This window comes from Methylobacterium sp. Leaf466 (assembly GCF_001425565.1).
Classification (GTDB): domain Bacteria; phylum Pseudomonadota; class Alphaproteobacteria; order Rhizobiales; family Beijerinckiaceae; genus Methylobacterium.
Map to the genome: position 1 here is coordinate 1 of NZ_LMRC01000012.1, position 25731 is coordinate 25731.

The 25731-nt window shown below is 70.0% G+C and carries 25 protein-coding genes and 1 riboswitch; of the genes, 14 read left to right on the forward strand and 11 right to left on the reverse strand.

The window, feature by feature from the left end; all coding sequences use genetic code 11:
• From tuf to ASG59_RS06450, 6 genes are all read right to left on the reverse strand, one after another.
• On the reverse strand, positions 1–1189 hold a 1189-nt coding region (tuf, locus tag ASG59_RS06425; RefSeq protein WP_055886325.1), incomplete at its 3' end, for an elongation factor Tu.
• A gap of 224 nt (positions 1190–1413) precedes the next feature.
• Positions 1414–3489 (reverse strand): elongation factor G, encoded by a 2076-nt coding sequence (gene fusA, locus ASG59_RS06430; protein WP_055885336.1) that lies wholly within the window; start codon positions 3487–3489, stop codon positions 1414–1416.
• Positions 3490–3519: 30 nt separating this feature from the next.
• Positions 3520–3990, reverse strand: a complete 471-nt coding sequence (gene rpsG, locus ASG59_RS06435; RefSeq protein ID WP_055885340.1) for a 30S ribosomal protein S7 — start codon at positions 3988–3990, stop codon at positions 3520–3522.
• Between the two features lie 96 nt (positions 3991–4086).
• Complete coding sequence (gene rpsL, locus ASG59_RS06440; protein ID WP_055885344.1) at positions 4087–4458, reverse strand: 30S ribosomal protein S12; 372 nt, start codon at positions 4456–4458, stop codon at positions 4087–4089.
• Between the two features lie 426 nt (positions 4459–4884).
• Positions 4885–6075: an FAD-dependent monooxygenase gene (locus ASG59_RS06445; protein WP_056407608.1), complete on the reverse strand. Its 1191-nt coding sequence runs from the start codon at positions 6073–6075 to the stop codon at positions 4885–4887.
• A gap of 17 nt (positions 6076–6092) precedes the next feature.
• A complete protein-coding gene (locus tag ASG59_RS06450) occupies positions 6093–6350 on the reverse strand; it encodes a zinc-finger domain-containing protein (protein ID WP_055885358.1) in 258 nt (85 codons plus the stop codon).
• A 178-nt stretch (positions 6351–6528) separates the two neighbouring features.
• Here ASG59_RS06450 and map point away from each other — a divergent pair, with 178 nt between their 5' ends.
• The 12 genes from map (at position 6529) to ASG59_RS06510 (ending at position 17393) form a co-directional block, all read left to right on the forward strand.
• The gene (gene map, locus ASG59_RS06455; RefSeq protein ID WP_056407610.1) at positions 6529–7359 is read left to right on the forward strand and encodes a type I methionyl aminopeptidase; all 831 of its coding nucleotides are present in this window, start codon (positions 6529–6531) and stop codon (positions 7357–7359) included.
• 11 nt (positions 7360–7370) lie between these two features.
• Entirely contained in the window at positions 7371–8090 is a 720-nt protein-coding gene (gene radC, locus ASG59_RS06460) for a DNA repair protein RadC (RefSeq protein ID WP_056407612.1), read from the forward strand.
• A 210-nt stretch (positions 8091–8300) separates the two neighbouring features.
• Entirely contained in the window at positions 8301–9740 is a 1440-nt protein-coding gene (locus tag ASG59_RS06465; RefSeq protein WP_056283894.1) for a circularly permuted type 2 ATP-grasp protein, read from the forward strand.
• 105 nt (positions 9741–9845) lie between these two features.
• Positions 9846–10790: an alpha-E domain-containing protein gene (locus tag ASG59_RS06470; RefSeq protein ID WP_055885369.1), complete on the forward strand. Its 945-nt coding sequence runs from the start codon at positions 9846–9848 to the stop codon at positions 10788–10790.
• A 37-nt stretch (positions 10791–10827) separates the two neighbouring features.
• Complete coding sequence (locus ASG59_RS06475; protein WP_055885372.1) at positions 10828–11655, forward strand: transglutaminase family protein; 828 nt, start codon at positions 10828–10830, stop codon at positions 11653–11655.
• Between the two features lie 41 nt (positions 11656–11696).
• On the forward strand, positions 11697–12446 hold the full coding sequence (locus tag ASG59_RS06480; protein WP_055885375.1) for a hypothetical protein: 750 nt from the start codon (positions 11697–11699) through the stop codon (positions 12444–12446).
• Positions 12447–12528: 82 nt separating this feature from the next.
• Positions 12529–13788, forward strand: a complete 1260-nt coding sequence (locus ASG59_RS06485; protein WP_056407613.1) for an adenylate/guanylate cyclase domain-containing protein — start codon at positions 12529–12531, stop codon at positions 13786–13788.
• Between the two features lie 27 nt (positions 13789–13815).
• Positions 13816–13946: riboswitch (TPP riboswitch) on the forward strand.
• Between the two features lie 95 nt (positions 13947–14041).
• Positions 14042–15238 (forward strand): glycine oxidase ThiO, encoded by a 1197-nt coding sequence (thiO, locus tag ASG59_RS06490; protein ID WP_244475666.1) that lies wholly within the window; start codon positions 14042–14044, stop codon positions 15236–15238.
• The gene (gene thiS / locus ASG59_RS06495; RefSeq protein ID WP_056407615.1) at positions 15235–15447 is read left to right on the forward strand and encodes a sulfur carrier protein ThiS; all 213 of its coding nucleotides are present in this window, start codon (positions 15235–15237) and stop codon (positions 15445–15447) included. Before thiO ends, thiS begins: the two co-directional genes overlap by 4 nt.
• 4 nt (positions 15448–15451) lie before the next feature.
• The gene (locus tag ASG59_RS06500; protein ID WP_056407617.1) at positions 15452–16237 is read left to right on the forward strand and encodes a thiazole synthase; all 786 of its coding nucleotides are present in this window, start codon (positions 15452–15454) and stop codon (positions 16235–16237) included.
• 10 nt (positions 16238–16247) lie between these two features.
• Positions 16248–16898 (forward strand): thiamine phosphate synthase, encoded by a 651-nt coding sequence (locus ASG59_RS06505; RefSeq protein ID WP_056407619.1) that lies wholly within the window; start codon positions 16248–16250, stop codon positions 16896–16898.
• A 279-nt stretch (positions 16899–17177) separates the two neighbouring features.
• Positions 17178–17393: a hypothetical protein gene (locus ASG59_RS06510; RefSeq protein WP_056407621.1), complete on the forward strand. Its 216-nt coding sequence runs from the start codon at positions 17178–17180 to the stop codon at positions 17391–17393.
• Between the two features lie 59 nt (positions 17394–17452).
• On the opposite strand, the gene ASG59_RS06515 is transcribed toward ASG59_RS06510, so the two are convergent.
• Positions 17453–18322, reverse strand: a complete 870-nt coding sequence (locus ASG59_RS06515) for a hypothetical protein (RefSeq protein ID WP_055885391.1) — start codon at positions 18320–18322, stop codon at positions 17453–17455.
• A gap of 88 nt (positions 18323–18410) precedes the next feature.
• Positions 18411–20468 (reverse strand): M3 family metallopeptidase, encoded by a 2058-nt coding sequence (locus ASG59_RS06520; protein WP_056407623.1) that lies wholly within the window; start codon positions 20466–20468, stop codon positions 18411–18413.
• 447 nt (positions 20469–20915) lie between these two features.
• Between ASG59_RS06520 and ASG59_RS06525 the strand changes: the two genes are divergently transcribed.
• Positions 20916–21614, forward strand: coding sequence for an extensin family protein (locus ASG59_RS06525; RefSeq protein ID WP_244475651.1), 699 nt, complete (start codon positions 20916–20918; stop codon positions 21612–21614).
• Between the two features lie 81 nt (positions 21615–21695).
• The gene (locus tag ASG59_RS06530; protein ID WP_056408021.1) at positions 21696–22898 is read left to right on the forward strand and encodes a L,D-transpeptidase; all 1203 of its coding nucleotides are present in this window, start codon (positions 21696–21698) and stop codon (positions 22896–22898) included.
• Here ASG59_RS06530 and ASG59_RS06535 read toward each other — a convergent pair.
• Genes ASG59_RS06535 through ASG59_RS06545 form a run of 3 tightly spaced genes read right to left on the reverse strand, consistent with a single transcriptional unit; the run spans position 22885 to position 25648 of the window.
• The gene (locus ASG59_RS06535) at positions 22885–23616 is read right to left on the reverse strand and encodes an ABC transporter permease subunit (RefSeq protein WP_056407625.1); all 732 of its coding nucleotides are present in this window, start codon (positions 23614–23616) and stop codon (positions 22885–22887) included. The two genes, ASG59_RS06530 and ASG59_RS06535, sit on opposite strands and share 14 nt — an antisense overlap.
• The gene (locus ASG59_RS06540; RefSeq protein ID WP_056407627.1) at positions 23613–24758 is read right to left on the reverse strand and encodes an ABC transporter permease subunit; all 1146 of its coding nucleotides are present in this window, start codon (positions 24756–24758) and stop codon (positions 23613–23615) included. Before ASG59_RS06540 ends, ASG59_RS06535 begins: the two co-directional genes overlap by 4 nt.
• Entirely contained in the window at positions 24755–25648 is an 894-nt protein-coding gene (locus tag ASG59_RS06545) for a glycine betaine ABC transporter substrate-binding protein (protein ID WP_056407629.1), read from the reverse strand. The genes ASG59_RS06540 and ASG59_RS06545 overlap by 4 nt, the downstream gene beginning before the upstream one ends.
• Positions 25649–25731: the final 83 nt, after the last annotated feature.

A 25731-nucleotide genomic window follows, 5' to 3' on the forward strand; every position in this document is an offset into this window, starting at 1 on the left:
AGTCGTTGATGGCGGCGACGACGCCGGCGCCGACGGTGCGACCGCCCTCGCGGATGGCGAAGCGCAGCTTCTCTTCCATGGCCACCGGCACGATCAGGGTGACGTCCATGGTCACGCTGTCACCCGGCATCACCATCTCGGTGCCCTCGGGCAGCTCGCACACGCCGGTCACGTCCGTGGTGCGGAAGTAGAACTGCGGACGGTAGTTGGTGAAGAACGGCGTGTGGCGGCCGCCCTCCTCCTTGGTCAGGATGTAGGCCTCGGCCTTGAACTTGGTGTGGGGCTTGACCGAGCCCGGCTTGCACACGACCTGGCCGCGCTCGACGTCCTCGCGCTTGGTGCCGCGCAGGAGCACGCCGACGTTGTCGCCGGCCTGGCCCTGGTCGAGCAGCTTGCGGAACATCTCGACGCCCGTGACCGTGGTGGTCTGGGTGTCGCGGATCCCGACGATCTCCACGGTCTCGCCGACCTTGACGATGCCGCGCTCGACGCGACCGGTCACCACCGTGCCGCGGCCCGAGATCGAGAACACGTCCTCGATCGGCATCAGGAACGGCTTGTCGATCGGACGCTCCGGCTGCGGGATGTACTCGTCGACCGTCTTCATCAGCGCGATGACGGCGTCGTGTCCGACGGCCTTGTCGCCGTTGTCGAGCGCCACCTTGGCCGAACCCTTGGTGATCGGGATGTCGTCGCCGGGGAAGTCGTACTTCGAGAGGAGCTCGCGCACCTCCATCTCCACGAGCTCGAGGAGCTCGGCGTCGTCGACGAGGTCGACCTTATTGAGGAACACCACGAGTGCGGGCACGCCGACCTGGCGGGCGAGCAGGATGTGCTCGCGGGTCTGGGGCATCGGGCCGTCGGCCGCCGACACCACCAGGATGGCGCCGTCCATCTGCGCCGCACCCGTGATCATGTTCTTCACATAATCCGCGTGGCCGGGGCAATCGACGTGGGCGTAGTGCCGGTTAGCGGTCTCGTACTCGACGTGGGCGGTCGAGATCGTGATACCGCGCGCCTTCTCCTCGGGCGCCTTGTCGATCTGGTCGTAGGCCGTGAACGTCGCCCCGCCCGACTCGGCCAGGACCTTCGTGATCGCCGCCGTCAGCGACGTCTTGCCGTGGTCCACGTGACCGATCGTGCCGATGTTGCAGTGCGGCTTCGTGCGAGCAAACTTCTCTTTGGCCATNCGCCTTGTCGATCTGGTCGTAGGCCGTGAACGTCGCCCGCCCGACTCGGCCAGGACCTTCGTGATCGCCGCCGTCAGCGACGTCTTGCCGTGGTCCACGTGACCGATCGTGCCGATGTTGCAGTGCGGCTTCGTGCGAGCAAACTTCTCTTTGGCCATCGTAGCCTCCGTCTATCTCAGGTGTTTCGGGTGATGCTGCAGCGGTCCGGAAAAGGCGGGAAGCCTTAAGCGTACTTCGCGACGACCTTCTCGGCCTCGCCGCGCGGCACCTCTTCGTAATGGTCGAACTGCATCGTGAAGTTGGCTCTGCCCTGCGAGAACGAGCGGAGCTGGTTCACGTAGCCGAACATGTTGGCGAGCGGCACCATCGCGTTGATGACGTTCGCGTTGCCGCGCATGTCCTGGCCTTGGATCTGGCCACGGCGGGAGTTGAGATCGCCGATCACCGAACCGGTGTACTCCTCCGGGGAGACGACCTCGACCTTCATCACCGGCTCGAGCAGCACCGAGCCACCCTTCTGGAGCGCCTCGCGCAGGGCCGCACGGGAGGCGATCTCGAAGGCGAGCGCCGAGGAGTCGACATCGTGGTAGGCGCCGTCGACGAGCTCGACTTTGATGTCGACCACAGGGAAGCCGGCGAGGATGCCGGCACCCAGGACCGAATTCAGGCCCTTCTCGACGCCCGGGATGTACTCCTTGGGCACCGTGCCGCCGATGATCTTCGAGGAGAACTCGAAGCCCTTGCCCGGCTCGTTCGGCTCGACGACGAACTTCACCCGCGCGAACTGGCCTGTACCGCCGGTCTGCTTCTTGTGGGTGTAGTCGATCTCGGTCCGCTTGGTCAGCTTCTCGCGGTAGGCGACCTGGGGCGCACCGATGTTGGCGTCGACCATGTAGGTGCGGCGCAGGATGTCGACCTTGATGTCGAGGTGGAGCTCGCCCATCCCGCGAAGGATGGTCTGGCCCGACTCCTGGTCCGTCGAGACCCGGAACGACGGGTCTTCGGCGGCGAGCTTGGCCAGGGCGATGCCGAGCTTCTCCTGATCGGCCTTCGACTTCGGCTCGACCGCGATCTCGATCACCGGCTCGGGGAATTCCATCTTCTCGAGGATCACGGCCTTCTGGGGATCGCACAGGGTGTCACCGGTGCGGGTGTCCTTGAGGCCGGCGAGCGCCACGATGTCGCCCGTGAAGGCTTCCTTGACGTCCTCGCGGTTGTTGGCGTGCATGAGAAGCATGCGGCCGACACGCTCCTTCTTGTCGCGCGACGAGTTGATGACGTTGGCGCCCGACTCGATCTTGCCGGAGTAGACGCGGCAGAACGTGATCGTTCCGACGTGGGGATCGTCCATGATCTTGAAGGCGAGCATGGAGAAGGGATCGCTGTCGGACGGATGCCGGACGATCTCTTCCTCGGTCTTGAAGTCGAGGCCCTTGATCTCGCCGCGGTCGGCGGGAGACGGAAGGTACTCGACGACCGCGTCGAGCAGCGGCTGGACGCCCTTGTTCTTGAAGGCCGAGCCGCACAGCACGGGATGGAACGCGCGGCGCTGCACGGCGGTGCGGACCAGGCGATGCATCGTCTCGGCGTCCGGCTCGACACCGTCGAGGTAGGCCGACATGGCGTCGTCATCCATCTCGACGCAGGCCTCGACGAGCTTGATGCGGTATTCCGCAGCCTGATCGACGAGGTCGGCCGGGATTTCGGCCTCCGCGAAATCCGCGCCGAGCTTCTCGGAGGTCCAGACGATCGCCTTCATCTTGATGAGGTCGATGACGCCCTTGAAGCTCGTCTCCGAACCGATCGGCAGTTGCAGGCACACCGGCTTGCCGGCGACGCGGTCGATGATGTCGGCGACGCACTTGAAGAAGTCGGCGCCGACCTTGTCCATCTTGTTGACGAACACGACACGCGGCACATCGTACTTGTCGGCCTGGCGCCAGACGGTCTCGGTCTGGGGCTCGACGCCCTGGTTGCCGTCGAGCACGCAGACCGCGCCATCGAGCACGCGCAAGCTGCGCTCGACTTCGATGGTGAAGTCGACGTGGCCGGGGGTGTCGATGATGTTCAGGCGCTTGTCGCGCCAGAAGCAGGTGGTCGCGGCGGAGGTGATCGTGATGCCACGCTCCTGCTCCTGCGTCATCCAGTCCATGGTCGCGGCGCCGTCGTGGACTTCGCCGATCTTATGGGACTTGCCGGTGTAGTAGAGGATCCGCTCGGTGGTCGTGGTCTTGCCGGCGTCGATGTGCGCCATGATACCGAAGTTGCGGTAGTCCTCGATCGCGTGCGTGCGGGGCATCGGATTGCTCCTGAAAGGGTCCGGGGCCGCTTACCAGCGGTAGTGCGAGAAGGCGCGGTTGGCTTCCGCCATCCGGTGGGTGTCTTCCCGCTTCTTGACCGCGTTGCCACGGTTGTTGGCGGCATCGAGGAGTTCGGCCGACAGGCGCTCGACCATGGTGCGATCGTTGCGCGAACGGGCGGCCTGGATCAGCCAACGGATGGCCAGCGCCTGACGGCGCTCAGTCCGGACTTCGACGGGCACCTGGTAGGTGGCGCCACCGACGCGGCGCGAACGCACTTCGATCGCCGGAGCGACGTTCTCGAGGGCGGCCCGGAACACCTCGATCGGGTTCGTGCGGGAGCGGTTCTCGACGATGTCGAACGCGCCGTACACGATGCCTTCGGCGATCGACTTCTTGCCCTCGTACATGATCGAATTCATGAACTTGGTCAGGACGATGTCGCCGTACTTGGCGTCCGGGATGATTTCGCGCTTTTCGGCAGAATGGCGGCGGGACATCGCTCGCTCCGTGTCGGTCTAAGGTCTTGGAACCACCCCGCGCAGGCCGCCTCAGCCTTCAGGGCCGGCGACATCCTTACGGGGTGCGCGAAAGTCTTACTTGGGACGCTTGGCGCCGTACTTCGAACGGCGCTGCTTGCGGCCCTTGACGCCCTGCGTGTCGAGCACGCCGCGCAGGATGTGATAGCGCACACCGGGAAGATCCTTCACGCGGCCGCCGCGGATCATCACCACGGAGTGCTCCTGAAGGTTATGTCCTTCGCCCGGGATGTAGCCGATGACCTCGAAGCCGTTGGTCAGACGAACCTTAGCGACCTTACGGAGCGCGGAGTTCGGCTTCTTCGGGGTCGTCGTGTAGACGCGGGTGCAGACGCCACGCTTCTGCGGGCAGGCGTCGAGGGCCGGAACCTTGTTACGGGCCTTCTGCGCCTTGCGCGGCTGGGCGATCAGCTGGTTGATCGTCGGCATGCCAATCCTCTCGCAACGCATCGCCTCGTGGCGACCGTCGAATCTTCCATCTCGTGCCGTCTGCCGCAGGGATGCGGCGAAACGCAAAACCGCGCCCCAGGCTGCGATCAGCCTTTGGCGCGCCGTTGCAAGCAGAGGATCACGGATACCGATCCGCGATCATGCCAAGCTGACACGTGTTCGTCGTTTGAATGTCGGTCGCGTTTAGGCGGTCTGGATCAGGGCTTTTGAGAAAGCACTTCGATCGGCTACCGCCTACGGCCAGCCGTTCAGTGAGGGTCTGTTAGAGGGGGATTCGCCGCGCGTCAACCGCGAAGTGTGACCGCGGACACTGGCAGAGCGAGGTTATCGGACGATGACCGGCATCGCGGCCGCTTTACTTTCGGCCGATCCGGAAAGGCGATCGGCGTCGACATCGGCGGTGCGTCACGGCCGGCCGTCGGGCGTCCATCCGTAGAGCCAGGCATAGCGTTCCGTGAGGCGCGCCGGGGTCATGCGGCTCATCACGGCGTTTCGGGCGAGCCGCGTGAGGCCGCCGGCATGATAAGTTCGGCCGTTGCCACGGGCGGCATCGCGCACTCTGCGGACCCTGGCGCCGCGCTCGCGGGCGTATGCATCGAGGGCGGCCGGGACCTCGGCCTGGCGGAGCGTGCGGGCGATGACCGCGGCGTCCTCGATGGCGAGGGCGGCGCCCTGGGCCAGGAACGGCAGGATCGGATGGGCCGCGTCGCCCAGGAGCGCGATGCGGCCCCTCGCCAGGGGCCTTGCCGCCGGTCGGTCGACGAGGGACCAGACGAGCCAGGAATCGGGGATGGCGAGCAGTGCGGCCAGGGGCGGGGCGGCCCCGTGCAGCCGGGCACGCAGGACCGCGGGTTCGCCGAGTCGCCCCCAGCCTTCGCTGCCGAGCTTCTCGGGGATCACCGCAACGATGTTGATCTGCTGGCCGCGCCCGATCGGATAATGCACCACGTGGTGGCCGCGGCCGAGCCATAGGCCCGTTTCGTCGGACTGGAACTCCTCCGGGGCGGCCTCGCGCGGAACGAGCGCGCGCCAGGCCGCTTGGCCGCAGGCCTGCAGGGGCCTGGCGTCGAGGTGCTGGCGCAGGCGCGAGCGTACCCCGTCGGCGCCGATGGCGAGATCGGCCTCGAACGTATCGGTGCGGCTTCCGTGCCCGCTCTCCAGGGTGAGGGTGACGCTGGTGTCGGTCTCGGCGATGGCGGTGACCTCGCGCCCCACCATCAACCGGATGCCGGCGCGGCTGCGCACCGCATCGAGGAGCAGCGTCTGCAGGTCGGCCCGGTGGATGACGTAGTAGGGTGCACCGAACCGCTCCTTCAGCGAGGCCCCGAGCAGGACGCCGCCGAGCGTGCGGGCGCTCGCCAGGTCGCGCACCGTCACCTGCGGCGGCAGGTCGGCGGCCCGGCGCAGGGCGGCGGACAGGCCGAGGTCGGCGAGCACGCGGCTGGCGTTGGGCGACAGCTGCAGGCCGGCCCCGACCTCGCTGAACCCGGTGCGCCGCTCGATCAGCGTCACCGAATGGCCTTCGGCGTCGAGGGCGAGGGCCGCGGTGAGGCCGCCGATGCCGGCTCCGACGATGGCGATGGTACGGGCGGTCACGGGGGAGATCGCGGTCCCTAGCCGAGGGCCGCGGTCGCTTTGTCGTCCCAGACGCAGGCGGCGGGATCGGCCTGGTCGGCCTTGAGGCCGGCACGGAACCGGTACAGCGTCGAGCAGTACTGGCAGATGATCTCGTGGTCCGCGCCCATGTCGAGGAAGACGTGCGGATGGTCGAAGGGCGGCTTGGCGCCGATGCACATGAATTCGTGCACGCCGACATGGACGACCGCCACGCCGGGGTCGTTGTGGAAATGCGGTCTGCCTGCGTCAGCCATCGCGCCGTCCTGCCCGTGTGTCCTGCCCGTGCGAGGGTCCGCTCGCGGAGCCCCGGTCGCCACCGCTCTACCCGCTCGGATCGGTCAATCCTAGCCCGCAGGCGGGTTGGCGCCGGGATCGGCGCATCCTACAGTGCGGTCCTGACGTGCCGCCGCCCTTGAAGACGTTCGAACATCCATGATGCAGCAGGATCAAGCGAAGGCCGAGACCGGCCGGCGCGTACCCGAACCGCCGATCTACGGTCCCGACGGCTTTGCCGGCATGCGCCGCGCGGGCCGGCTCACGGCCGAGGCCCTCGACCTCCTGATGGAGGCGACGGTGCCAGGGGTGACCACGGAGGCCCTCGACCGGCTGGCCTACACCTTCGCGATGGACCACGGCGCCTACCCGGCCTCGCTGCTCTACCGCGGCTATCCGAAGTCGATCTGCACCTCGATCAACCACGTGGTGTGTCACGGCATCCCCAACGACAAGCCCCTGCGCGAGGGCGACATCGTCAACCTCGACATCTGCCTGATCCTCGACGGCTGGCACGGCGATTCGAGCCGGATGGCCTACGTCGGCGAGGTGCCGCGCAAGGCCGCGCGCCTCGTCGAGATCACCTACGAATCGCTCATGCGCGGCATCGCGGCGATCAAGCCGGGCGGCACCACCAGCGACATCGGCCGGGCGATCCAGACCTTCGCGGAGGCCGAACGCTGCTCGGTGGTGCGCGATTTCTGCGGCCACGGCCTCGGCCGCAGCTACCACGACGCGCCGACCATCCTCCATTACGTCGAGCCGAGCTACGACGTGACCCTGCGGCCGGGACAGTTCTTCACCATCGAGCCGATGATCAACCTCGGACGGCCCGCGGTGAAGATCCTCTCCGACGGCTGGACGGCCGTGACGCGGGACAGGTCGCTGTCGGCCCAGTTCGAGCACACGATCGGTGTGACTGAGACCGGGGCCGAGATCTTCACCCTGTCGCCCACGGGGATGCACAAGCCGGTCGACATCGGCGCCTGAGGCGGGTGGCGATGAAGCCCGGCCTGCCCTCCGGCCGCGATGCCCCCGCTGCCGAGGACCCGCAGCATTACCTCGGCCACCGCGAACGCCTGCGCGCCCGCTTCGCGCAGGCCGGGGCGGATGCGCTGCCCGATTACGAACTCCTGGAGCTCGCCCTTTTTCGCGCCATTCCGCGGCGGGACGTGAAGCCGCTGGCCAAGGCGCTGATCCGGCGTTTCGGCAGCTTCGCCGAGGTGGTGAGCGCCGAACCGGCGCGGCTGTCCGAGATCGAGGGCGTCAGCGCCGGCGTCGTGGCCGACCTCAAGCTCATCGAGGCGGCGGGCCATCGTCTCGCGCGCGGGGCAATCGCGGCCCGGCCGCTGCTGTCGTCGTGGGCCGCCCTGATCGAATACTGCCGGGCGACCATGGCCTTCGCGCCCCGCGAGCAGTTCCGCGTGCTCTTCCTCGACAGGCGCAACCATCTCATCGCCGACGAGGTCCAGGGTCGCGGCACCGTCGACCACACCCCGGTCTATCCCCGCGAAGTGGCGCGCCGGGCGCTGGAGCTCTCCGCCACCGCCATCATCCTCGCCCACAACCATCCCTCCGGCGATCCGACGCCGTCGGCGGCCGACATCCGCATGACCCGCGAGATCGTCGCCGTGCTCGATCCCCTCGGCATCGTCGTCCACGACCACGTCATCCTCGGGCGAGATGGCCATGCCAGCTTCAAGGGTCTCAAGCTGATCTGACAATCCCGTGGCCCCGGCCGGGTCGCCGGAACGCGGCGGCCCGGCCCGGGTTCATCCTCGGCGGGACAGGTTGTGGTGGCGCCCGGCGGGCGCTCGGCTAGGATGAAACCAACCGTACCGCCGGCCCTTCGCCGGCGGCGTCGCGCACCGGCCGCCGCCCTCGGATGGCGCGCCTCTTGCGACGAAGCGGGCGATCAAGGGGAGGCGCGAATGGCGCTCAACGCGTACGACGAGATGAACGGCTTTGCCGTGGACGGCATGAGCCCAGCGGCGGTGCGCGAAGCCTATGGCAGCCTCAAGTCCTGGCTCGAGACGACGCCGCCGGAGCATTTCAACACCCGCCGCAGCCAGGCCGAACTGCTGTTCCGGCGCATCGGCATCACCTTCGCGGTCTACGGCGCCAACGAATCCACCGAGCGGCTGATCCCGTTCGACATCATCCCGCGGGTGATCACTAAGCCGGAGTGGGGCTTCCTGGAGCGCGGTCTCAAGCAGCGCGTCACCGCCATGAACGCCTTCCTGAAGGACATCTACAGCGCCCAGGAATGCATCAAGGCCGGCATCATCCCTGCTGACCTCGTCTACCGCAACCCGCACTACCGGATGGAGATGCGCGCCTTCTCGGTTCCGCACGACCTCTACGTCCAGATCGCCGGCATCGACATCGTGCGGACCGGAGAGAACGACTTCTTCGTGCTTGAGGACAACGCCCGTACCCCGTCCGGCGTCTCATACATGCTCGAGAACCGCGAGGTGATGCTGCGCCTCTTCCCGGAGCTGTTCTCGCGCCATCGCGTGGCGCCGGTGGAGAACTATCCCGACGCCCTGCTCGCGACCCTGAACAGCCTCGCGCCATCGACCGCGACCCGCGACCCCACCGTGGTGCTGCTCACCCCGGGGCGCTACAATTCGGCCTTCTACGAACACTCGTTCCTGGCCGACAAGCTCGGCGTCGACCTCGTGGAGGCCTCCGACCTCTTCACCAAGGACGACGTCGTCTACATGCGCACCACCGAGGGGCCGCGCCGGGTCGACGTGATCTACCGCCGCCTCGACGACGACTTCCTCGACCCGCTGGTGTTCCGCCCCGATTCGGTGTTGGGCGTGCCCGGCCTGATGAACGCCTACGAGCGCGGGACCGTGACGCTGGCCAACGCGGTCGGCACCGGCATCGCCGACGACAAGGCGGTCTACAGCTACATGCCGGACATCATCAAATTCTTCACCGGCGAGGAACCGATCCTGCACAACGTGCCGACCTATCGCTGCCGCGAGAAGGAGGCCTTCGCCTACGTCATGGACAACCTCGCCGAACTGGTGGTGAAGGAGGTCAACGGCTCGGGCGGCTACGGCATGCTGGTCGGCCCCCATGCCACCAAGCGCGAGATCGAGGATTTCGGAAAGAAGCTGCGGCACGCGCCGGACGGCTTCATCGCCCAGCCGACCCTGGCGCTGTCGACCTGCCCGACCTTCGTGGCCTCCGGCGTCGCCCCCCGCCACGTCGACCTGCGCCCCTTCGTGCTATGCGGCGCCGACGAGATCCGCATCGTGCCGGGCGGCCTCACCCGCGTCGCGCTCAAGGAGGGCTCCCTCGTGGTCAACTCCAGCCAGGGCGGCGGCACCAAGGATACCTGGGTGCTCGACGCCTGACCGACACCGCCCCACGGGCGCACACGACGCCATCGGCTGCCTCCCGGCGAGGCAGTCCACTCCAGACTCCGGCCACCCTCCGCGCCGGCCCGCTTCAGGACACCCATGCTCTCCCGGACCGCCGATAACCTGTATTGGCTCTCGCGCTACGTCGAGCGGGCGGAGTTCGTCGCCCGCATCCTGGACGCCGCGCATCGCCTCGCCGCCCTGCCCTCGAGCTACGGCGGCGGCGAGACCAACGAGTGGGCCTCGGCGCTGGCCTCGGCCGGCGACCCGGAGGTGTTCAAGCCGCTCTACGGCGGGGTGAACGAGGCCACGGTCTGCAACTTCCTGGCCTTCAGTCCGCACAACCCGTCCTCGATCCGCTCCTGCATCGAGACCGCCCGCGAGAACGCCCGCAGCGTCCGCACCGCGCTGACCTCCGAGATGTGGGACGCGATCAACGGCGCCTGGCTCGAGCTGCGCAACTACGAAGGCCGCGACCTCAACCGCGAGGAGTTCTCGCACTTCCTCGACTGGGTGAAGGGTGTCTCGCTGGCCTTCGACGGCTCGGCCTATCGGACCATGCTGCGCAACGACGCCTATTGGTTCACGCGCCTGGGCACCGCCATCGAGCGCGCCGACAACACCGCCCGCATCCTCGACGTGAAGTACCGCATCCTCCTGCCCGACACCGAGCGGGTCGGCGGCAGCCTCGACTACTTCCAGTGGACCACGATCCTGCGCGAGGTCTCGGCCTTCAACGCCTACCATTGGGTCTACCGCGAGAGCGTCAAGCCGCTGCTGGTGGCCGACCTCCTGATCCTCAACCGGCAGATGCCGCGATCCCTCGCCAATTGCTACGGCATGCTCGTGGAGCACCTCGACCTCGTCGCCGACGCCTACGGCCGGCGCGGGGCCAGCCAGCGCCTGGCCAGCAACACCCTCGCCCGGCTCGAAGGCGAGAACATCGAGCGGGTGTTCAATTCCGGCCTGCACGAGTTCGTCACGGCCTTCATCGCCGAGAACAATCGCCTCGGCGCGGCGGTCATCGAGCAATATCTGGTGTAGGGTCGAGGCCTGAAGCCCGCGCGACCAAGGTTCCCGCATGCGCATCCGCGTCTTCCACGAGACCCAGTACACCTATGAGCAGCCGGCCCGCGGACTGATCCAGGTGCTCCGGCTGCGGCCGCGCGACCACGACGGGCAGTACGTGCGCCGCTGGCGCATCGAGCCGTCGGTGGATGGCCGCATCAGCGAGCGCGAGGACGGCTTCGGCAACATCGTCCACTGGTTCACGGCCGACGATCCCGCCGATGCCCTCACCATCCGGGTCACCGGCGAGGTCGACACCAACGAGATGCACGGCATCGTCCGCGGCACGATCGAGCGCCTGCCCGACGTGTTCTACCTGCGCGACTCGGATCTCGCGATGGCCAACCCCGAGATCCAGGCCTTCGCCAGGACCGTGGCCGCCGACGGCGATCCGACGCCCCTGTCGCAGCTCCATCGCCTGATGGCGGCCGTGAACGAGACCGTCGCCTATACGCCGGGACCGGCCAGTGCCAGCACCACCGCGGCCCGGTCGTTCGAAGCCGGCAAGGGCGTCTGCCAGGACCATGCCCACATCTTCATCGCCGCGGCCCGGTTCCTGGAGATCCCGGCCCGCTACGTCTCGGGATACTTCCACCGGGGCGACGGCGTCGTCGACCAGGAGGCCGGCCACGGCTGGGTCGAGGCCCTGGTGCCGGATCTCGGCTGGGTCGGGTTCGACCCGGCCAACGGCATCGCCACAACCGAGGCGCACATCCGCGTCGCGATCGGTCTCGATTACCTGGGCGCGGCCCCGATCCGCGGCAGCCGCATGGGTGGCGGGACGGAAACGCTCGCCGTGACCTTGCGCGTCGAGCAGGCACAGGCTTCCGTCCAGTCCTGATTCCGGTATCGCGCCGGAGCGTTTGAGGGGAAAACCGGACCGTGACCTACTGCGTCGGGCTCCTCGTCGAGGACGGGCTCGTGATGATCGCCGATACCCGCACCAACGCGGGGCTCGACAACATCTCGACCTATCGCAAGCTCCACCACTTCAACGTGCCGGGCGAGCGCGTGATGATGCTGGCCTCGGCCGGCAACCTCTCCATCACCCAGTCGGTGCTGAGCATGCTCGCCGAGGGCGTCGACGACAAGGAGAGCGAGGCGCCCCAGACCATCCTGCAGCAGCCGACCATGTTCAAGGCGGCCCAGCTCGTGGGGCGGGCGATCCGCCGGGTGCGGGCGATCGAGCGCGAGGGGTTCGAATCGGCCAACCTGCGGATGGACGTGTCCTTCCTGTTCGGCGGCCAGATCGGCGCAGAGCCGATGCGGTTGTTCATGATCTACTCGGCCGGCAACTTCATCGAGTGCAGCCGCGACGCGCCGTTCCTGCAGGTGGGCGAGCACAAGTACGGCAAGCCGATCCTCGACCGGGCCGTGAAATACGAGACCGACCTCTACGACGCCCTCAAGGTCGGCCTGGTCTCGATGGATTCGACCATGCGCTCCAACCTCGGGGTGGGGTTGCCCATCGACATCGCGGTCTCGCGCTCGGGCTCCCTCGACACCGAGGTAAACTACCGGATCGAGGCCGGCGAGAGCTATTTCCACGACCTGCGCGAGCGCTGGTCGGCGGCCCTGCGCGCCGCCCATCGCGCGATCCCGCGCCCCCCCTACGGCCCGTCGGGGCGGTAGGCCGGACGCACAAGGTTTTCCCGCCACGGGAAACGCCGATTTCCCGGTTGCCTCGCCGGGGGGCGACAACCACCTAGGCCGTATGCTCGATCGTGGCCCGCCCCAACCGCCGCCGCCGACCGCCGATGCGGACGGGTCCGAGGCCAACGACGTTCCCTTCGGGGCGCTGCAGGCATGCGTCGCCCTGCGTGACTGGCTGCTGAACGAAGGCGCGCGCCTGCCCAAGGCCGACGACCTCCTGGCGGGGCTGTCCGAGCGGCTGATCGACCTCGACGTGCCCATCGACCGGGCCACCACCGCGATCGATACCCTGCATTCGGAGTATTCCGGGATCGGCCGCTACTGGACCCGCAAGGACGGCCCGTCGGTGCGGCTGTTCCCGCACGGCGAGGCCTCCGACAAGGCCTATCGCGAGAGCCCGTTCCTGACGGTCCACGAGACCGGCGAATGGCTCGTCCTCGACCTCGCCGAAACGCCCGAGGACCGCTACGCCGTCCTCCCCGAACTGAAGGCGGACGGCTACACCCACTACATCGTCGCGCCGCTGTTCTTCACCAACGGCACCCGCAACGGCATCACCTTCGCCACCCGTGCGCCGGAGGGGTTTCGCGACGAGGACATCGCGATCCTGCGCTTCGTCATGCCGACCCTGGCGGCGGTGATGGAGATGCGGATCGTCAACAAGACCCTCGACCAGGTGCTGCGCATCTACGTCGGCGACGAGCCTCATACCGCCATCCTCGCCGGGGACATCCGCCGGGGCCAGGTGCGCCGCATCCGCTCCGCGATCCTGTTCGCCGACATGCGCGACTACACCCGCATCTCCGCCGACATGACGCCCGAGGAGGCGGTGACGCTCCTCAACATCTTTTTCGATTGCCTCGTCCCGGCCATCGAGCGGGAGGGCGGCGAAGTCCTGAAGTACCTCGGCGACGGCCTTCTGGCGATCTTCCGCGAGCCCGGCGACGACCTCGGCAGTGCGGCCAAGGGCGCCCTCATGGCGGCCCAGAGCGCCCTGTCGGCCCTCGACGAGGCCAACGGCCTCGGCCGATTCGCCATGCCGGTGGCGGCCGGCATCGCCCTGCACCACGGCGAGGCGGCCTATGGCAACGTCGGCTCGGGCGCCCGGCTCGACTTCACGGTGATCGGTCGCGACGTGAACCTCGCCAGCCGGCTGGCCAAGCTCAACCGGCTGCTCGGAGAGCCCCTCCTGATGTCGAAGCCCTTCGTCGACTTCCTCTGGGGCGACCCGGAACCCCTCGGTCTGCATGCCCTGGACGGATTTCCCGAACCGATGGCGGTCTATCGCCCGGCCCGGCCGCTTTCGGCCCGAGGGGATTGACCGCGACGTGCGGCGGGACCACATCAGGGTCGTTCCAGGGAGATCCCCGACAAGGGGCTGAGACACCGATGAGCCCGTCCTTCACGGACGGGCGGCGCGGAAATCCTTTGAACCTGAACCGGCTCATACCGGCGTAGGGATTGGACCGCGGGCCCCGTGACAACGGCCCGGCTCGCTCGCCGATATGCGAGCGACAGGACACCAGTCTCCGCCGGTCGATGCGGAGAGAGTTGTGGCGGACCTGGCGACCATCATCGGATCACGCAGACCGACCGGGGAATCCTGGCCGGGCGTCGGCCTACCGCAGAGCACCGACGTCATCGTGGTCGGGGCCGGCGTCGTCGGCCTGTCCATCGCCTGGCGGCTCGCCGACGCGGGGAGGTCCGTGACGGTGCTGGAGCGATCCGAGGTCGGCGCCGGCGCGAGCCTGGCCGCCACCGGCATGCTGGCGCCCGCCGCCGAGCACGAGCCCGGGTCCGATCCGCTGCTGCCGCTCGCCCTCGACAGCCTCGCGCGCTGGCCGGCGTTTCGCGACGACCTGGAGGCGGCGTCCGGGCTCGACATCGACTACCGCACGCAAGGCACCCTCGTTCTCGCCATCGGCCGCGACGAGGTCGAGCGCCTGCGTTTCCGCCACGACCTGCAGACACGCTCCGGCATCCGGGCGCGCTGGCTCTCCGGCCTGGAGGTGCGCGAGCGCGAGCCGATGCTGCGCCCCGCCGTCACCGCCGGGATCCTGTGCGAGGACGACCACCAGGTCGATCCGCGCAAGGTGATGGCCGCGCTGATCCGCGCCTGCCGGGCCGCCGGCGTCGCCCTGGTGGCGCCCTGCCCGGCCCAAAGCCTCGACTGGGCCGGGGGACAGGTCCGCGGCGTCGTCACCGCGCAGGGGCGCATCGCCGCCGGGACGGTGGTCCTCGCCTCGGGCGCCTGGAGCGGCGAACGCGGCCTGCTGCCGCCGGAGCTCGCGCTGCCGGTACGGCCGATCAAGGGTCAGGCGCTGGCGGTGAAGACCACGGCGCGCACCGGCACCCTCACCCACATGGTCTGGACCGAACAGGTCCACATGGCGCCCAAGGGCGACGGCGACCTCATCGTCGGCGCCACCGTGGAGGATTGCGGCTTTCGCGCCGGCCTCACCGCCGGCGGCCTCTATGCCCTGCTCGAAGGCGCCCGCCGCGTCCTGCCGGGGATCGAAGAGATGGAGATCGGCGCGGTCTGGAGCGGCTACCGCCCGACCTCGGACGACGACGCCCCCATCGTCGACCGCCTGGCGCCCGGCCTCGTGGTCGCCACCGGGCACCACCGCAACGGCTACCTCCTGACCCCGGCCACCGCCGACGCGGTGACGGCCCTCGTCGACACCGGTGCGGTCCCGGACTTCGCCCGCGGGTTCGGCCTCGGGCGCTTCGAGGCGGCGCCCCGACCGGGCATGAGGGTTCCGGCATGACCATCACGGTCAACGGCACCCCCCGGGACCACGCGGCGTCCGACCTCGAGGCCCTGTTCCGGATCGAGGCCGAGGAGGCCGGCATCGAGAGCGTACAGGGGGTGGCCATCGCGCTCAACGGGCGGGTCGTGCCCCGCCGCGAGTGGGCGCGCACACCGCTGGGCGACGGCGACCGCGTCGAGATCGTGCGGGCCATGCAGGGAGGATGAACCCATGAGCGCATCGATAAACACCGACGACGCCCTGGTGATCGCCGGCGTGAGCCTCGCCTCGCGGCTGTTCATCGGCACCGCCGGCTATCCGACCCAGACCATCATGACCCAGGCCGTCGAGGCCTCCGGCGCCGAGGTGGTGACCGCCTCGATCCGGCGGGTCTCGCTCGAGGGGCATGGGTCCGACACGGTGCGGCGCCTGGCGGGCTACCGCTTCCTGCCCAACACCGCCGGCTGCGAGACGGCGCGCGACGCGATCCTCACCGCCGAACTGGCCCGCGAGGCCCTCGACACCACCTGGATCAAGGTCGAGGTCATCGGCGACCGCGAGACCCTCTACCCGGACGTCGCGGAACTGCTCGCCGCCTGCCGCCACCTCGTCGACGACGGCTTCACCGTCCTGCCCTATTGCAACGACGACCCGGTGCTGTGCCAGCGGCTCGAGGACATCGGCTGCGCCGCGGTGATGCCGATGGGTTCGCTGATCGGGTCGGGCATGGGCATCGCCAACCCGGCCAACCTCGAACTCATCTGCCGCCGTGCCGGCGTGCCCGTCATCGTCGATGCCGGTATCGGCACCGCCTCGGACGCGGTCATCGCCATGGAACTCGGCGCCGCCGGCTGCCTCCTCAACACGGCGGTCGCCAAGGCCGACGATCCCGTGCGGATGGCGCGGGCCATGCGCCGGGCCGTCGAGGCCGGGCGCGACGCCCATTGCGCCGGCCGGATCCCGCGCCGCGGCCGGGCCGAGCCGTCGAGCCCGCAACTCGGGCTGGTCGGCTCGTGAGGCACCGGGAATGAAGCCGCTGCCGTCGCCGCTGCTCGTGGTGACGGACCGGGGGCCGATCCGCTCTCCCTCCGACCTCGCGCTGGCAGGAGCGCGCCTCCTCGCCACCGTCGAGGCGGCCCTGGAGGGCGGCGCGCGCTGGCTGTGGTTCCGCGAGAAGGACATGGCGTCCGGCGAGCGGCGCCGGCTGGCCGTCGCGGTGATGACCCGAGTGCGGGCCTTCGGTGGAACCTTCACCCTGGGCGGCGAGGCCGCAGCGGCGGTGGCGATCGGGGCCGATGGCGTCCATCTGACCGGCGACGCGACGCAGGACGCGATCGCGGCGGCGTGCAGGGCCATGCCCGACGGCCTCGTCGGCGTCTCCGCCCATGGCGCGTCGGACATCGGGCGGGCCGCCGCCGCCGGAGCCGATTACGCGACCCTGAGCCCGATTTTTCTCACCGCCAGCAAGCCGGGCTACGGCCCGGCGCTGGGCGTCGACGCGATCCGGGCGGCGTCGGGCTCCGGCCTGCCGGTGATCGCCCTGGGAGGCATCGCGCCCGCGCACGTCGCCGGCTGCCGCGGCGCCGGTGCGGCCGGCATCGCGGTGATGGGCGGCATCATGGCGGCGGACGACCCGGGCTCGGCCACGGCGCGCTACCTCGGTGCCTGGACAGGCTGACGCTGCGACCCGAGGTCTGCGCCGTCCGAGCCCGGAAGGCGGCCTCGGCACCGCCATCCGAACCGGCTGCCTTCTTCAATCACCACCCGTTAACGAAGACCTGAAGATCGTCGGGTGGGTGCGTCTTCGCACCGCGAACATTTGCGGGCACTGCAATAACGAATAAATCGTGAAGCTCTCGAACGATATGGAACTTTTCAGCGGTTTCCCCATTATCCGCAGAGTGTCGTCGTCGCGTTTTCGAAATCTTCCTGGTGTCCCACAGGTCCGGTGACCGCAATGCCCGTTTTCGATGCCAAGAACCTCGACTCCGATACGGAAGGCTTCGCCCTCCTCGCCGCGATCCTGTACCCGACCCGTGAAGCCCAGGACCGCGCCCTGACGCACGGTCGTTGCCGTGCCGATCGCTCGGCTGCGCTCGCCGATCCGCTGACGATGGAGATGCGGTTTCCCCAGCGCGCCGGACAGACCGAGGCGGCGATCTCGACCTCCTAGGGCAGCTTGATCCGGACCGCCCGTCGTGACGGGTCGGTTCGCCGGCCCGTGCGATTCGACTACCAATCCTGCGCTGTGATCACACCGTCCTTCGTCACGACGGCCCAAGCGCGGCCGCGACGCTCGATGGTCTCCACCCGACCGACTCCGGGCACCATGTCGCCACGCGCGACCTCCACGAGGCGCCGCTTGCGGTCCTCCAGGACGGCGATGCCGTCGTAGACCTCCCGAACCGCCCAGTTCGTCACCGCCGCCGTCTTCGGCTTGGTCTCGACCGCCCCCTTGGGATCGGCCAGCGACCCCGTCTGCACCGGCTCGGCTGGAGCGGCCTTGGCCGCCTGCGGCGCCACAGGTTGCGGCGCCGGGGCGGCGGGGACCGCGAGGCGCTTGTCGATGACCGCGCCGAGGCTGGCGATGCGAGCGGCCTGCTCGCGGTCGGACACGTCCTGTTTATCGGTCAACGCGACGAGGCGCGCGGCGATCGCCTGTTCCATCCGTGCGATCCGCTGCGAGACCTCGGCCCGGATCGCCTTGGCGTCCTCGGCCGCGCGTTCGCCGGACTGGCCGACCGTGGCGGCCAGCCGGCCGATCTGCGTGGCGATGCGAGCGGTCTCGCTGCGTCCCGCCTCGAGATCGGTCTTGATCGCCGACAGGGTCAGCGGGGCCGTGGCGTCGCGCGGGATGGTGAGGGCGGTGCCCCCCGCCCCGAGGATCAGGCCGATGCTGAGGGCGGCCCCGCCGACTGCCGCTGCGCGGGCGTCGACGAAGCCGAACGTCTTGCGCCGCAGGGCACGGGCGGCGGTCACCACCGGCGGCGCGTCGGGCCGGGTCTTGGCCGATCCCGAGACGGCCTGCTTGAGCAGAGCCTCGGCCGAGGCGCCGGCCGGGGTTGCAGACGGCGGCTTTGCCGCGACGACCGTATCCGTCATGAGAAACCGTCCCGATGAAACAGGTCTCCATCGTTAAGGACGTTTGTTTACCGAAGGGTTACCATGTTCGGGCGGTAACCCCCCGGCCTCACGCGGCCAGGCCGCGCTGGCGCAGCAGCGGCGTGATGCTCGGCAGGCGCCCGCGGAAGGCGGTGTAGGCCTCCTTCGGGTCGCGGAGGTTGCCGGCACCGTAGACGTAGGTGCGCAGGCGCGCCGCCGTCTCGGGATGGAAGATGTCCCCGGCCTCGCGGAAGGCGTCGAAGGCGTCGGCGTCGAGCACTTCCGACCACAGGTAGCTGTAGTAGCCGGCCGCATAGCCGTCGCCCGAGAAGATGTGCGCGAAATGCGGGCTGCGATGGCGCATGGAGATCTCGGCCGGCATGGCGATGCGTTCCAGCGCATCCGCCTCGAAGGCCGCCACGTCGAGGCCGTCCTCGCCGGCGCTCGAGAGGTGCAGCGTCATGTCGACGATGGCCGAGGCGGTGTATTCCACCGTCGAGAATCCCTGGTTGAAGGTGCGTGCGGCGAGCAGGCGCGCCAGCAGGTCCTCGGGCATCGGCTCGCCGGTGACGTAGTGCCGGGCGTGCTCGCGCAGGACCTGCGGCTGCTCGAACCAGTGCTCGTAGAGCTGCGAGGGCAGTTCCACGAAGTCGCCCGAGACGGCGGTGCCCGCCAGCAGCGGATAGGTCACGTCCGAGAGGAGCCCGTGCAGGGCGTGGCCGAACTCGTGGAACAAGGTGCGCGCGTCGTCGAAGGACAGGAGGGTCGCCTCCCCGGCCGGCGCCTTGGCGAAGTTCATCACGTTGACGATGATCGGCTTGACGTCGCCGATCAGGCGCTCCTGCGAGCGGAAGGCGCTCATCCAGGCGCCGCTGCGCTTCGAGGCGCGGGCGAAATAGTCGCCGATGAAGACGCCGACCTGAGACCCGTCGGCGTTGCGCACGCTCCAGGCGCGGATGTCGGGATGGTAGCGCGGGAACTCCGCCAGTTCCTCGAAGACGAGGCCGAACAGGCGCGAGGCGGTGTCGAAGGCCGCCGCGATGACCCCGTCGAGGGAGAGGTACGGCTTGATCTCGCCCTCGTCGAGGTTGTGCTCCACCCGCCGCAGCTTCTCGGCGTAGAAGCGCCAGTCGTGGCGGGCGAGGGCGAAGTTGCCCCCTTCCGCCTGGACCAGGGCCTGGAGTCGGTCGCGCTCGGCCGCCGCGCGGCGATGGGCGGGCGTCCAGACGTTGCGCAGGAGGTCCATGGCCGCGTCGGGGGTCCCCGCCATGGTGTCGGCAAGCTTGAAATGCGCGAAGCTCTCGAAGCCCAGGAGTCTCGCCCGCTCCGCGCGCAGGGCGACGATCTCGGCGATGATGCCGCGGTTGTCGTGAGCGCCGCCGCCCTCGCCGCGCCGGGTCCAGGCCTCGTAGGCGCGCTCGCGCAGGTCGCGGCGGGTGGAGAAGACGAGGAAGGGCTCGATCAGCGAGCGCGACAGGGTGATGACGTGGCCGTGCTCGACGCCGCGCTCCTTGGCGGCGCTGGCGGCGGCGGCCTTCAGGAAGGGCGGCAGGCCGGCCAGGTCGTCCTCGCCGTGGAGGGGCAGGACGAAGCCGCTCTCGTCGGCGAGCAGGTTCTGGCTGAAGCTGGTGCCGAGTTCCGCCATGCGGCCGCTGATCTGGGCCATCCGTTCCTTGGCCTCGGGGGCGAGGTCGGCGCCCGACCGGCGAAAGCGGGTCCGGTAACGGTCGAGGACGCGCCGCTCCTCCGGTCCCAGCGCCTCGGCGGTCTCGTCCACGCCGGCGATCCGGGCCCAGAGCCGGGGGTCGAGGTAGATCGCGCTGCCGTGGCGCGCCAGCCGCGGCGTGATCGCGCGCTCGACCGCCTGCAGCTCCGGATTGGTGTGGCTGCCGCTCAGGTTGAAGAACACCGAGGCGACCCGGTCGAGGGCCTGTCCGGCCGTTTCCATGGCGACGACGGTGTTGGCGAAGGTCGGCGCGTCCGGATGGCCGGCGATGGCCGCGATCTCGGCGGTATGGGCGTCCAGGGCCTCCTCGAAGGCCGGCAGGAAGTGCGCCGCCTCGATCCGCTCGAACGGCGGCAATCCGAAGGGGGTATCCCAGGCGGGCTCTGCGAACGGGCCGGAAAGGGTGGTGCTCGTGGTCATTGTCGTCCTTGGTCGTCCTGGCGGGATCGCGCCGCCGATGGCCCTGAAGGTAGAGGGGCCTTGGCCCCGCGCAAAGCCATCCTTTGCGACACAGGGCGACGCGGCCGCTCCCGATCGGTATGCGGTGAAGACCCGACGTCGATGACGACGCGGGCGACGCGTGAGGGGAATGCGATGCCGACGCCGCGACGAGCACACCCATCGAGGGTGAAAGTCTGTCTGTTCGTCGCCCTGTCCGGGGGGCTCTTCACCGTCATGCCGCCGTCCGGCTCGACCGCAGCCGAAGAGAAGACCGCTGTCCGGGAGACGTCCTCGGTCCAAGACAAGCCGGCGATACAGTCACCCTCGCCGGTGCCCCCTCCCCGCCCGGAAGAACTCGGCTCCTCCGCCGCATCGCCGAATCCTGTGCCAACTCCTGCGACAACCCCTGCGCCAACTCCCTCGCCGGTGCCTCCGAGCGCGCCGCCGCCGCCCGAGCGGCCGAGCGAGCTGACGCCGGCGGCTCCGGCACCCGCCGTCGCCGCGCCGCCGCCGGCCGAGATGCCGGCCCCGCCGCCGCGTCCCGCCGACCTCGGCTCCGAGACCGCCCTCGCCATCAAGGTCGAGGCGGTGGACGACACCGCCTGTCGCCGGCGCCTCGAAGGCCTCGGCGCCGTCGTCTCGCCCCTGCCCCCGATCGCGCTCGGCCAATGCGGGGCGGCGAGGCCGCTGCTGGTCTCGAGTCTCAAGGGTGTCGCGCTCAATCCGCCGGCCACCCTGGTCTGTCCTGCCGCCGAGGCCCTGGCGCGCTGGACGACGGAGGTCCAGGTCTTCGCGGAGCGGGACCTTGGCGCACCGCTGGCCATTCTCGGCATCGGCACCTCCTACCTGTGCCGCGGCCAGAACCACGATCCGGATGCCAAGCTCAGCGAGCACGCCTTCGCCAACGGCGTCGACGTGATGGGTTACGGCTTCACGGGCCGCCCCGCCATCGCGGTCGGGCCTGCGGCCAAGGGGACGCCGGAGGCGGCCTTCCAGGCCAGTGCCCAGGCCAAGGCCTGCGCCTTCTTCCGCACGGTGCTGGGGCCTGGCTCGGACGCCGCGCACGCCAACCACCTGCATCTCGACGAGCGGGAACGGTCCGCCGGTCACCGACTCTGCCAATAGGCCGGGAACGGCATCGGTCCTCGTGGCTTGATGGTCCGGATGGACGACCGGGGTAGGACGGCGATGACGACGACGGCGGCGATGCGGACGGGTGCGGTGCTGTTTGCCCTGGTTGTCGGGGGCGGCCATGCCCTGGCCGCCCCCGACGACGAGCGGCTGACCAGGGATGGCGTCAACGGCGCGGCCTTCGCGGACGAGGGAGCCGGGGCCGGCCGTGCGTTGAAAAAGGACACCGCGCGCAAGGCGGCGGGCGAACGGCCCGACCCGCTGCTCGTCAAGGTGCAGGTCCTCCTCGATCGGGCGCGGTTCTCCCCGGGCGCCATCGACGGGCGCGATGGCGACAACCTCCGCGGCGCGCTCGCCGCCTTCGCCGCGGCCCGGGAAGGCGCGGCTAAGGAAGGCGCGGCCAAGGACGCGTCAGCCAAGGACTCGTCAGCCAAGGACGCCTCGACCAAGGACGCCTCGGCCGGGAAGTCCCTCGGCAAGCCGTTGTTCGAGACCCTCCAGGCGACCAGCGCCGACCCGGTCCTGGTCGACTACACCCTCACCGAGGACGACGTCGCCGGGCCCTACGTCGACGAGATCCCCGCCAAGATGGAGGATCAGGCCGACCTCAAGGCGATGGGCTACGAGACCCCGCGCGAGATGCTGGCCGAACGCTTCCACATGAGCGGCGCTCTCCTGGCGGCCCTCAACCCCGATGCGGCCTTCGACAAGGCCGGTACCCTCGTCACCGTGGCGGCGGTGCCGCCGATGGAGAGGGGCAAGCCGCGGGCGCTCAAGGGGAAAGCGGGGAAGGAAAAAGCCGGCACGGAAAAAGCCGGCACGGAGAAGCCGGACACGCTGAAAGACGACCAGGAACCGCCGCGGGTGACCCGCATCGTGGTCGACAAAGCCGCACGCCAGGTCCGCGCGTTCGACCGTGACGGGACCCAGCTCAGGTTCTATCCCGCCTCGATCGGCAGCGACGAGAAGCCGGCGCCGTCCGGCACCGCCAAGGTCGAGGCGGTGGCCTTCGAGCCGACCTATACCTACGACCCGAAGTACGCCTTCGACGGCGTCAAGGCCAAGAAGCCCTTCACGATCCGTCCCGGCCCCAACAACCCCGTGGGGCTCGCCTGGATCGACCTGTCGATCCCCTCCTACGGCATCCACGGCACCGCCGAGCCGGAGAAGGTGGGCAAGACCGAGTCGCACGGCTGCGTCCGGCTCACGAACTGGGACGTGCGCGACCTCGCCACCCTCGTCGAGAAGGGCGCCGTGGTGGAGTTCAAGGACGAGTAGCGCGGCGCAAGAGACCTGCGACGGCGAGCATCGCGGCATCGCATAGGAACGCCAGCGCCGCCGTGGCGCAGGCACCCTGGAGCAGCGGAACCAGGTTCTGGTTCTGGAGGCCGGCGACGATGGGGGTGCCGAGGGTGGCGGCGCCGGCGAGCGCCCCCACCGCTGCGGTCGCCACCGCGAGGACGAGGCCGGTGCGCAGGGCGTCGAGGATCCCCGGCGCGGCGAGCGGCAGTTCCACCTGCCGCAGGACCTGGAGATCGCTCAACCCGATGGCCCTGCCCGCCTCGCGCGCATCGGTCGGAACGCCTTCGATGGCGCCGATCGTCCCGCGCAGCACCGGCATGATGCCGTAGGCGACGAGCGCGAGCAGCGTCGGCGGCCCCCCGAAGCCCAGCACCGGCAGGGCGAGGGCCACCACCACCACCGGCGGCACGGCCTGCGCGAAGGCTGCCACCCGGTCGATCTCTCCACGCCAGGCCAGGGCGCCCGCCCGCGTCACCAGGATGCCGAGGCCGACCCCGAGGATGGCCATGACGGCGAGTCCGCCGGCCGCGATGGACACATGGCCGGTGGCGAGGTCCACCAGCCGGTCCAGGCTCACCGGCCGCAGGGCCGGTTGCCCGAAGGCCGCGACGAGGGAGCCGGCGACACCGGGAAGGCTCGCCGCGGCCAGGACTGCCCCGGCCAGGGCCGAGCCCCCTGCCTTCCCGATGCTCATGAGTGCCACCGCCGTCGTGCCATGGCCTCGGCCGCCCCGAGGCCCGCATCGGCCGCGAGGGACAGGCCGACGATGGGCAGGGCCCCGAGCAGGATCAGGTCGGGGGCGAATTGCGCCATGCCATCGAACACGATGCGTCCGAGCCCGCCCGCACCCACGAGGGCACCCAGGGTCGCGAGGCCGAGGCTCTGCACGGCCGCGACCCGCAGGGCGCCGACGAGGACCGGAGCGCCGAGGGGAAGCCTGACCGACAGGAGGACCTGACGGCGGCCGAGGCCGACGGCCTCTGCGGCATCGACCAGGGTGGCCGGTGTTCCCCCGAGCCCGGCCGCCAGGCCGCGCCAGAGCGGCAGCAGCAGGTAGGCCGCGATGCCGAGGATGGCGGGGCCGGGCCCGAGTGCGCTGAGCCCGGCTTCGCGCAGGCTCGGTACAGCGCTCAGGACGGCCGAGAAGGCGCCGACCAGGGCGCCGAACAGGGCCACCGCCGGCACCACCTGGATGCCGCTCACCACCACCTCCACCAGACCCTGACCGCGCCGCCACAGGGACATCGTCACCGCACAGAGGCAGGCGAGGACGAGGGCGCCGCCGGCCAGGACGAGGTGCTGGACGATCGCCTCGCCGAGGACGGCGTGGCGGGCGCGGAACTCCACGGCCAGCGAGAGGTGATCGAGGGTGCCCGACCGGGCGAGCGTGGTCAGGCCCGCGGCCAGCCCCGCGATGGCGATGGCGCCGAACCCCGGCATCCGGAAAGCGCGGACCGACCAGCCCGCCGCCGCCAGCAGGACCATGACCGCGCACCAGCCGCCCGATCCGACGCTCGCCCTGGCGGCGGTGGGGCGGCCGTCGAGGAGGGCGGTCGCGCCCGCGCCGAGACCGGCCGCCAACAGAAGCACGGCGGCGCCGAATATCGGCAGGGCCAGGGCGGCGCCCACCCGTCCCGGCGCGGCGGCGAGCAAAGCCAGCCCGGCGAGACCGAGGCCGGCCACGGCATGGACGTGGCCGCCGCCGGCCGCGGCACCGAACGCCGGCGTCCCGAGCGCGAGCCGGTTGGCGGCCACCGACAGGAGCGGCAGCCCGTAGAGGCTCGCCGCCAGCGCCAGGGCGAGGATGGCGGCCGCGGCGGCACGGGCGGTCGTCATCGGCCCCCGCGCCGGTCGGCGAGGTAGCGCGCGGCCACCGCTTCGGCCGGCTCGCCCTCAACCGCCACGGCGGCGTTAAGCCGGCGCAGGGTCGCGGCGTCGAGGGAGCGGAACAGGTCGGCCAGGGCCGGGCGGATGCCGGGGTGCCGGGCGAGGCTGGCCTCCCTGATCACCGGCGCCACCTCGTAGACGATCTGCGCGTTTTTGGGGTCGGCCATCACCACGAGGTCGAGGGCGGAGAGGGCGCCGTCGGTGCCGTAGACCATGCCCGCATCGACGCCGCTGATCCCCTGCGCCGCCGCCCGCGCGGTCACGGCGGTGTCGCCGCCGGGGAGGCTGATCACACGGTCTCGCGGCATGTGGAAGCCGTAGGCCGCTTCGTAGGCCGGCAAGGCCGCCGGGCTCTCGACGAACTCGGTGGAGGCGGCGAGCCGGATCAGGCCACGCCGCACGGCCTCGGCGAAATCGGCCATCGTCGCCAGTCCCTCGCGCCGGGCGAGATCGCCCCGGACCGCGATGAGCCAGGTGTTGTTGGCCGGCGCCCGCTCCAGCCAGACGAGGCCACGGGCGGCATCGCTGCGGGCGATGCTCGAAAAGGCGCCCTCCGGCGTCCGCCAGGCGGGGTCGGTCTCGGTACCGGTGAAATAGGCGCCGTTGCCGGTGTATTCGGGATAGACGTCGACATCGCCCGACAGCAGCGCTGAGCGGACGATCAGGGTCGGGCCGAGCCCGAGGCGCCGCTTTACGGTCAGGCCGAGCCCTTCGAGCACCAGGGCGATCATGGCTCCGGTCAGGGCGCCCTCCGTATCGCTCTTCGAAGCGACCACGAGGGGGCGGTCCGCCGCCACGGCGCCGCGCCGGGAGGCGTCGACGAGCGCGAAGGCGACCATCGCTCCAGCGACGAGGGATCGCCTGGGGAGGGTGGCGTGCGACACACGCGTCACGCTGGTTCTTCGGCCGTCATGCGCACCGT